The sequence below is a fragment of the Thauera aminoaromatica S2 genome (assembly GCF_000310185.1).
In the GTDB taxonomy this organism is placed as follows: domain Bacteria; phylum Pseudomonadota; class Gammaproteobacteria; order Burkholderiales; family Rhodocyclaceae; genus Thauera; species Thauera aminoaromatica.
Genome location: NZ_AMXD01000174.1, coordinates 1 through 6767 on the forward strand (window position 1 = coordinate 1; position 6767 = coordinate 6767).

Below are 6767 nucleotides of genomic sequence, written 5' to 3' on the forward strand. Positions count from 1 at the left end.
AAGCCCGCCGGCCTCGCCAGCGCACCCCGCCTCGGCAACGCCTGAGCGGCCATGCGGGCGGGCGCCTCACAGCGCCCGCTCAGCCCTCGGCCGCGACCTCGTCCGTCGCCGCCGGCGGCAGCTCCAGACCGCCGAAGCGGCGGAAGAACTGCGCCGACGGCGGCGGCAGCGGCCCCTCGGGCGTGGCGCAACTCGCCTGCAGGTGCCGGCACGCCGCTCGCCAGCTCAGCCGATACAGTCGCGCGCACAGCTCGCGCGCCGCGTCCCCCCGCCAGCGGTTGGGCATGACCTGCACCGGCAGCTGCGGATCGTGCAGCAGCACGCGGCGGAACTCGTGCATCAACAGGGTCTGCACCAGGAAGGCCTGCTCCGGCTCGGCCTCGCCCGCACCGAAGGCGCGCAGCAGCGGCCGGAAGTGCTCGATGAAGCCGTCGTAGGTGGCGGCGATCGCCTGCAGGTCCCAGCACTCGCGCACCAGCTCGTCGGTGGCCGCGCCGGTCACCCCGTCCAGGCCGCGCGCGGTGAGCGGCACCACGCGGTCGCGCAGGCCGCAGCCGTCGAGGATGTTGCGCAGGGTCGAGGCGTCGTCGGTCGGGCGCAACAGCACGCCGGCGTTGAGCGCCCCGTAGCCCGCCCAAGACAGCTCCCGGCGCAGGTTGTCCGCCACCCGCGCCTCGAGCGCGGAGGGCAGCATCACCACCTGCCAGGTCCCGCTCCAGCCCTCCCCCTCGGGCTCGAAGATCCGCCGCCACGCCGGCGCGAAACGGCGCATGCCGGATGCGGCGAGGCGGTAGTAGCTGCGCCGGCCGACCTGTCCCGACTCCAGCCAGTCGTCCTGCACCAGCCGATAGACGCTGGTGCGCACCACGCGCTCGTTGAGCCCGAAGGGCGCCATCAGCCGGATCAGGTCGGCCAGCCACACCACGCCGCCGTGCACCGCGATCAGGTCGCCATACACCGAGATGATCAGCGAGTTGGCGCTGATGCGCCGTCCGGCGAGGTGGGCCTCGACCCAGCGTTCGATCACGCGGCTCTTCATGCGCTCTGGTCCATGTCCGTGGTGCGCGGCGGCATCCACGCCGCTGCGGCCCTCCATCCTATGCAGATCCCTTCATATTGATCCATCCCACCCGCCTGCCTAGATTGCCCGAGGCTCATCCGTCGCCGCAGCCGCCGCGACGGCCACGACACCGCCCACCCCGCGAGCCCACCCCCAATCGAGGAGACTCCGCATGACCCGCAACACCCGCATCGCGCGCATCCGCCGCAGCCTCGCCGGAATCGCCACCGTGACGATCGGCCTCTTCGCCGCCCAGGCGATCGCCCAGCAGCCCGCATCGATCGTCGTCGCGTCGACGACCTCCACCGAGCAGTCCGGTCTCTTCGGCCACATTCTGCCGCAGTTCAAACAGGCGACCGGCATCGACGTGAAGGTGGTCGCGCTCGGCACCGGCCAGGCCCTCGACGTCGGCCGCCGCGGCGACGCCGACGTGGTGTTCGTGCACGACGCCGACGCAGAGCGGAAGTTCGTCGATGAAGGCCACGGCATCGAGCACCGCAAGGTCATGTACAACGACTTCGTGCTGATCGGGCCGAAGGACGATCCGGCCGCCGCCAAGGGCAAGGACATCACCGGCGCGCTGCAGAAGCTCGCCGCCGCCAACGGCAACTTCGTGTCGCGCGGCGACAAGAGCGGCACCCACGCCGCCGAGCTGCGCTACTGGAAGGCCGCCGGGGTCGACAACAAGGGGAGCGGATACAAGGAATGCGGCTGCGGCATGGGCCCGGCACTCAACATGGCGGCATCGAGCGGCGCCTACGTGCTCGCCGACCGCGGCACCTGGCTCAGCTTCAAGAACCGCGCCGACCTCGCGGTGCTGGTCGAAGGCGACACCCGCCTCTTCAATCAGTACGGCGTGATGGTGGTGAACCCCGAGCGCCACCCGCACGTGAAACAGGCCGAGGCGCGCAAGTTCGTCGAATGGGTGGTTTCGCCCGCCGGCCAGGAGGCCATCGCCGCGTACAAGATCGAGGGCGAGCAGCTCTTCTTCCCGAACGCCGGGCAGTAAGGCGAACGGGGCAGGAGCGACGCGACACGCGATCGGCTGGTGCCGAAGCGAAGGCGCGGACTCCAGGCACTGCAATCGCGACTTGCGTCGCTCCTACCGAAAAACACCGGACCGGCGCCGACCCCGGGCGGCCGGGCTGCGCACACGCGAGGCCCCGGCCCCGCGGCCGGATCGAAGCCGGACGAGCCGGCCCCGGCCTCAGGTCGCGATGCCGCCGGTGTCGAACACCTCGGCATGGATGCGCGCCGACTCGACCCCCAGCTCGTGCAGGGTCGCGATCTGCGCCTCCAGGAAGCCGACCGGGCCGCACAGGTAGTAGTCGGCCCCCTCTGCCAGCACCTCGCCCGCCAGCGCGCGCAGATCGACACGGCCCGCCTGCACCGGTGCCGAAACCGCGCCTTCGTCGTGGAACAGATGCAGCCTCACCTGCGGGTTGCGCTCCGCCACCTTCGCCAGATGCGCACCGAAGGCGAACACCGCGGCATTGCGGCAGGCATGCACGAACTGCACCGGACGCGACGGCGCCGCCGCTACCAGGCGGTCGAGCATGGAGATCATCGGCGTGATGCCGACCCCGCCGCTGATCAGCACCACCGGGCCGTCGTGGGTCTCGTCGAGGAAGAACTCGCCGAAGGGCGGCGCCAGCTCGAGCATGTCGCCCACCTTGTAGAAGTCGTGCAGGCGGTTCGACACCCGACCGGCCGGCGTGGTCGCGCCCGCCGGCTCGCGCTTCACCGAGATGCGGAAGTGCATGGCCCCCGGCGCGATCGAAAGCGTGTATTGGCGCAACTGCATCACGCCGAGCTCGGGCACGAACACCCGCGCGGTGGTGTACTGGCCGGCGCGGTAGGCCGGCAGCGGGCCGCCGTCGCAGGGCACGAGGTGGAGGGACGTGATCTCCTCGCTCTCGCGCACCTTGTCGATGATGCGGAAGCTGCGCCAGCCGCTCCAGCCGCCATCGGCGTTGCAGGCCTGGTTGTAGAGCTTGCTCTCGGCGTCGATGAAGACGTCGGCAAGCGCGCCATAGGCCACCCCCCAGGCTGCGATCAGCTCGTCGCTGGCGGCGTCGCCCAGGACCTCGCGGATCGAGGCCAGCAGGTGCTTGCCGACGATCGGGTAGTGCTCGGCGCGGATGCCCACGCTGGCGTGCTTGTTGGCGATCAGGGTGATCACCGGCGCCAGCACCGAAGGGTCGTCGATGTTCTCGGCGTAGGCCAGCACCGCCATCGCCAGCGCCACCGGCTGCTTGCCGGTCTCGTTGTGCGACTGGTTGAAGATGTTCTTCAGTTCCGGGTTGTGGCGGAACATGCGCTGATAGAAATACGTCGTCAGGGCAACGCCGTGCTCCTTGAGCACAGGGATCGTGGCCTTGACCAGTTCGCGAACGCGGGCGTCCATGTCGTCTCCTTGGGGGTCCGCACACGGCGGACTTCATTTGGATGAACTCGAGCGCGGCGCAAGGGCCACGCAGCCCGGAGATCTTGGACGCAGACACCCGCCCCCGCTATCCGCTCACAACGTGACATATATCCAGTTTGTGCACACCCGGCGCTCAGGCCCCCGGCAATGGCAGCGCCGTCTTGTCGATCACCCGCCGCAGCACGAAGCTCGAATGCACGCCGGTGACGCCGGGGATGCGGGTGATGCGCTCGAGCAGCAGCGCCTGGTAGCCGTCCATGTCCGTGACCACCACCTTGAGCTGGTAATCGGCGTCCTGGCCGGTGATCAGCAGGCATTCGAGCACCTGCGGGATCTTCTCCACCTCGGCCTCGAAGTGCGAGAAGCGCTCGGGCGTGTGGCGGTCCATCGAGATGTGGATCAGCGCCATCAGCGACAGGCCGAGCTTCCTGGCGTCGAGCAGGGCGCGGTAGCCGCGGATCAGACCGGACTCTTCCAGCGCACGCAGCCGGCGCAGGCAGGCCGAGGGCGACAGCGCGATGCGGTCGGCGAGCTCCTGGTTGCTGATGCGGCCATCCTGCTGGAGCAGCTCCAGGATCTGGCGGTCGTAGCGGTCGAGTTGCACGATCGGGCGCTCCATTCTTTCCGAAAGGCAGATTATTTCATTCAAGTTCGTAAGTACGCATGTTCCTGCACAAATAAGCGCGCTCGCACCGCAACAACGCAATCGTCTGCCGCCGCACGGCGCGTAGACTTTCGTCCATCGAATCACGCCATGCCCACGAGGACCGCGCCATGATGTTGCAGAACCCCGCCGCCAAGTACCGTCCCTTCGCCCCGATCGCGCTCGCCGACCGCCAGTGGCCGAACACGCTCATCGAGCGCGCCCCGATCTGGATGAGCACCGACCTGCGCGACGGCAACCAGGCGCTGTTCGAGCCGATGAACGTCGAGCGCAAGATGCGCATGTTCCGCACCGTGTGCGAGATCGGCTTCAAGGAGATCGAGGTCGGCTTCCCGTCGGCCTCGCAGACCGACTTCGACTTCGTGCGCGCGCTCATCGAGGGCGGCCACATCCCGGCCGACGTGACCATCCAGGTGCTCACCCAGGCGCGCGAGGACCTCATCCGCCGCACCATGGAGTCGGTACGCGGCGCGCCGCGCGCGATCATCCACGTCTACAACGCCACCTCGCCCACCTTCCGCGAGCTCGTGTTCGGCATGGAGAAGCCGCAGGTACTCGCGCTCGCGGTCTCCGCCGTACGGCTGATCAAGCAGATCGGCGCGGAAATGGAGAAGGAGTGCGGCACCGAGATCCGCCTCGAATACAGCCCGGAGACCTTCTCCGCCACCGAACTCGACTTCGCCCGGGAGGTCTGCGACGCCGTCACCGCCGAGTGGGGCGCCACGCCCGAGAACAAGGTCATCCTCAACCTCCCCGCCACGGTCGAGGTCGCCACGCCCAACGTCTATGCCGACCAGGTCGAGTGGATGCACCGCAACCTCGCCCGCCGCGACAGCGTGGTGCTTTCGTTGCACCCGCACAACGACCGCGGCAGCGGCGTCGCCGCCGCCGAGCTCGGCCTGATGGCGGGCGCCGACCGCGTCGAGGGCTGCCTGTTCGGCAACGGCGAGCGCACCGGCAACGTCGACATCGTCACCCTCGCCCTGAACATGTACACCCAGGGGGTGTCGCCCGGGCTCGACTTCTCCGACATCAACGCGGTCGCGCGCACCGTCGAGTACTGCAACCAGCTTCCCATCCACCCACGCCACCCCTATGTGGGGGATCTCGTGTTCACGGCCTTCTCCGGCTCCCACCAGGACGCCATCAAGAAGGGATTCGCCGCTCAAAAGGCTGGCCAGCCGTGGAACGTGCCCTACCTCCCGATCGACCCCGCCGACGTCGGCCGCAGCTACGACTCCGTGATCCGGGTGAATAGCCAGTCCGGCAAGGGCGGGATCGCCTACCTGCTCGAGACCGAATACGGCATCGTGATGCCGCGCCGCCTGCAGGTGGAGTTCTCGCGCGAGGTGCAGCAGGTCACCGACGCCAGCGGCGGTGAGATGTCGGCGGCAGCGATCTGGGATCTGTTCCGCAGCACCTACCTCGACAACGTCGAGCCGGTGCGCTACGTCGAGCACCACCTCTTCGAGCATGGCGCGGCGCAGGGCATCCGCCTCGTGGTCGAGTTCGGCGGCACCCGCCACCTGTTGGTCGGCGAGGGCAACGGCCCGATCGACGCCGCCATCCACGCCTTGCGCGGCGCCGGCATCGACGTCCAGGTGCGCAGCTTCGAGGAGCGCTCGGTGGCGCCCAGCGAGGACGGCGGCAACGCCCAGGCCTGCGCCTTCCTCGAGCTCACCGAGGCAGGCGGACAGGGCGGCGATCGCTACGGCGTGGGTATCGATGCCAACATCGTCACCGCCTCGATCCGCGCAATCCTCAGCGGGGTCAATCGCCTGCAGCCGGACTGCGCCCGCGCACCCGCGGCGCGCGCAGCCTGAGCAGCGACGGCACCCGCTGCCGCTACACCTGGGACGGCCGGCTTTCGCAACCCGCGCCAGCCGGCCGCGCAGTGCTGCAGCTCGCGCAGTGATAGCCGTAGCGCGAGCTGCCGCGCACCACCTGGCGGCGTCCGCTCACCGACTGGCGCTTGCCGCAGCGCCGGCACATGAAGGTGGGAATGGTCACGCCGGCCAGCTTGGCCTGGCGCTCGGTGGCGTCGCGATACAGTTCGATCGCGCACTTGTGGCCGTAGCTGGATCTGAAGCTCATCGAACAACCCTCCCGCCGGAAAATCTTCAGGACTGCAGCGCCGCGACCTCGCGTCCGTGCAGCGCGTCGAGGCGCGCGAGCAGCGCCTGCGGCACGACTTCGACAACCGCCGCGGCGCCTGCATGGATCGCGCCCTCGTTGCCGTCCAGAGTCAGCAGCTCGCCCTCGCGCAGGATGTGACCGCCGAGTTCGAGCGTGCGCCCCGCCTCGTCGAGACGCAAGGCCTCGCAGCCGACCAGGCAGACCTTGCCGAGCTGGCGCGCGACCACCGCGGCGTGCGCAGTGCGCGCGCCACGGCAGGTGAGCAGGCCCTCGGCGAGTTCGAGCGCGGCGAGATCGCGCGTCTCGGCGTCCTGGCGCACCAGGATCAGCTTCGCCCCCGCGGCGTGGCGGGCACGGGCGCGCGCCTCGTCGAAGACGATCTCGCCACAGGCCACCCCGCTCGCCGCGCTCGCGGCGCGGCCGAGCGGCACGAGCGCGGCACCGTCGGCGCGCACGATGCGGTGCTCGGCGAGCGCGCG

The 6767-nt window shown here is 69.6% G+C and carries 7 protein-coding genes; 2 read left to right on the top strand and 5 right to left on the bottom strand.

Going from position 1 to position 6767, the window contains the following annotated elements; genetic code table 11:
• Window positions 1–79: 79 nt before the first annotated feature.
• Window positions 80–1039 carry a phenylacetic acid degradation operon negative regulatory protein PaaX gene (gene paaX, locus C665_RS17555; protein WP_004324810.1) on the bottom strand — a complete coding sequence of 320 codons (960 nt, stop codon included), beginning with the start codon at window positions 1037–1039 and terminating at the stop codon, window positions 80–82.
• 193 nt (window positions 1040–1232) lie between these two features.
• Between paaX and C665_RS17560 the strand changes: the two genes are divergently transcribed.
• A complete protein-coding gene (locus C665_RS17560; protein ID WP_004324812.1) occupies window positions 1233–2069 on the top strand; it encodes an ABC transporter substrate-binding protein in 837 nt (278 codons plus the stop codon).
• 198 nt (window positions 2070–2267) lie between these two features.
• On the opposite strand, the gene hmpA is transcribed toward C665_RS17560, so the two are convergent.
• Window positions 2268–3467 (bottom strand): NO-inducible flavohemoprotein, encoded by a 1200-nt coding sequence (gene hmpA / locus C665_RS17565; protein WP_004324814.1) that lies wholly within the window; start codon window positions 3465–3467, stop codon window positions 2268–2270.
• Window positions 3468–3621: 154 nt separating this feature from the next.
• Complete coding sequence (locus C665_RS17570) at window positions 3622–4092, bottom strand: Lrp/AsnC family transcriptional regulator (protein WP_231570607.1); 471 nt, start codon at window positions 4090–4092, stop codon at window positions 3622–3624.
• 170 nt (window positions 4093–4262) lie between these two features.
• Between C665_RS17570 and leuA the strand changes: the two genes are divergently transcribed.
• Window positions 4263–5975 carry a 2-isopropylmalate synthase gene (leuA, locus tag C665_RS17575; RefSeq protein ID WP_004324818.1) on the top strand — a complete coding sequence of 571 codons (1713 nt, stop codon included), beginning with the start codon at window positions 4263–4265 and terminating at the stop codon, window positions 5973–5975.
• Window positions 5976–5997: 22 nt separating this feature from the next.
• On the opposite strand, the gene C665_RS17580 is transcribed toward leuA, so the two are convergent.
• Together C665_RS17580 and C665_RS17585 are read right to left on the bottom strand one after the other, a co-directional pair.
• Window positions 5998–6246 (bottom strand): hypothetical protein, encoded by a 249-nt coding sequence (locus C665_RS17580; protein ID WP_004324820.1) that lies wholly within the window; start codon window positions 6244–6246, stop codon window positions 5998–6000.
• A 26-nt stretch (window positions 6247–6272) separates the two neighbouring features.
• On the bottom strand, window positions 6273–6767 hold a 495-nt coding region (locus tag C665_RS17585; protein WP_004324822.1), incomplete at its 5' end, for a PEP-utilizing enzyme.

Coding starts and splice junctions, on each gene's coding strand:
- C665_RS17580 (WP_004324820.1), bottom strand. CDS start 6,246: ATGAGCTTCAGATCCAGCTACGGCCACAAGTGCGCGATCGAACTGTAT.
- paaX (WP_004324810.1), bottom strand. CDS start 1,039: ATGAAGAGCCGCGTGATCGAACGCTGGGTCGAGGCCCACCTCGCCGGA.
- leuA (WP_004324818.1), top strand. CDS start 4,263: ATGATGTTGCAGAACCCCGCCGCCAAGTACCGTCCCTTCGCCCCGATC.
- hmpA (WP_004324814.1), bottom strand. CDS start 3,467: ATGGACGCCCGCGTTCGCGAACTGGTCAAGGCCACGATCCCTGTGCTC.
- C665_RS17560 (WP_004324812.1), top strand. CDS start 1,233: ATGACCCGCAACACCCGCATCGCGCGCATCCGCCGCAGCCTCGCCGGA.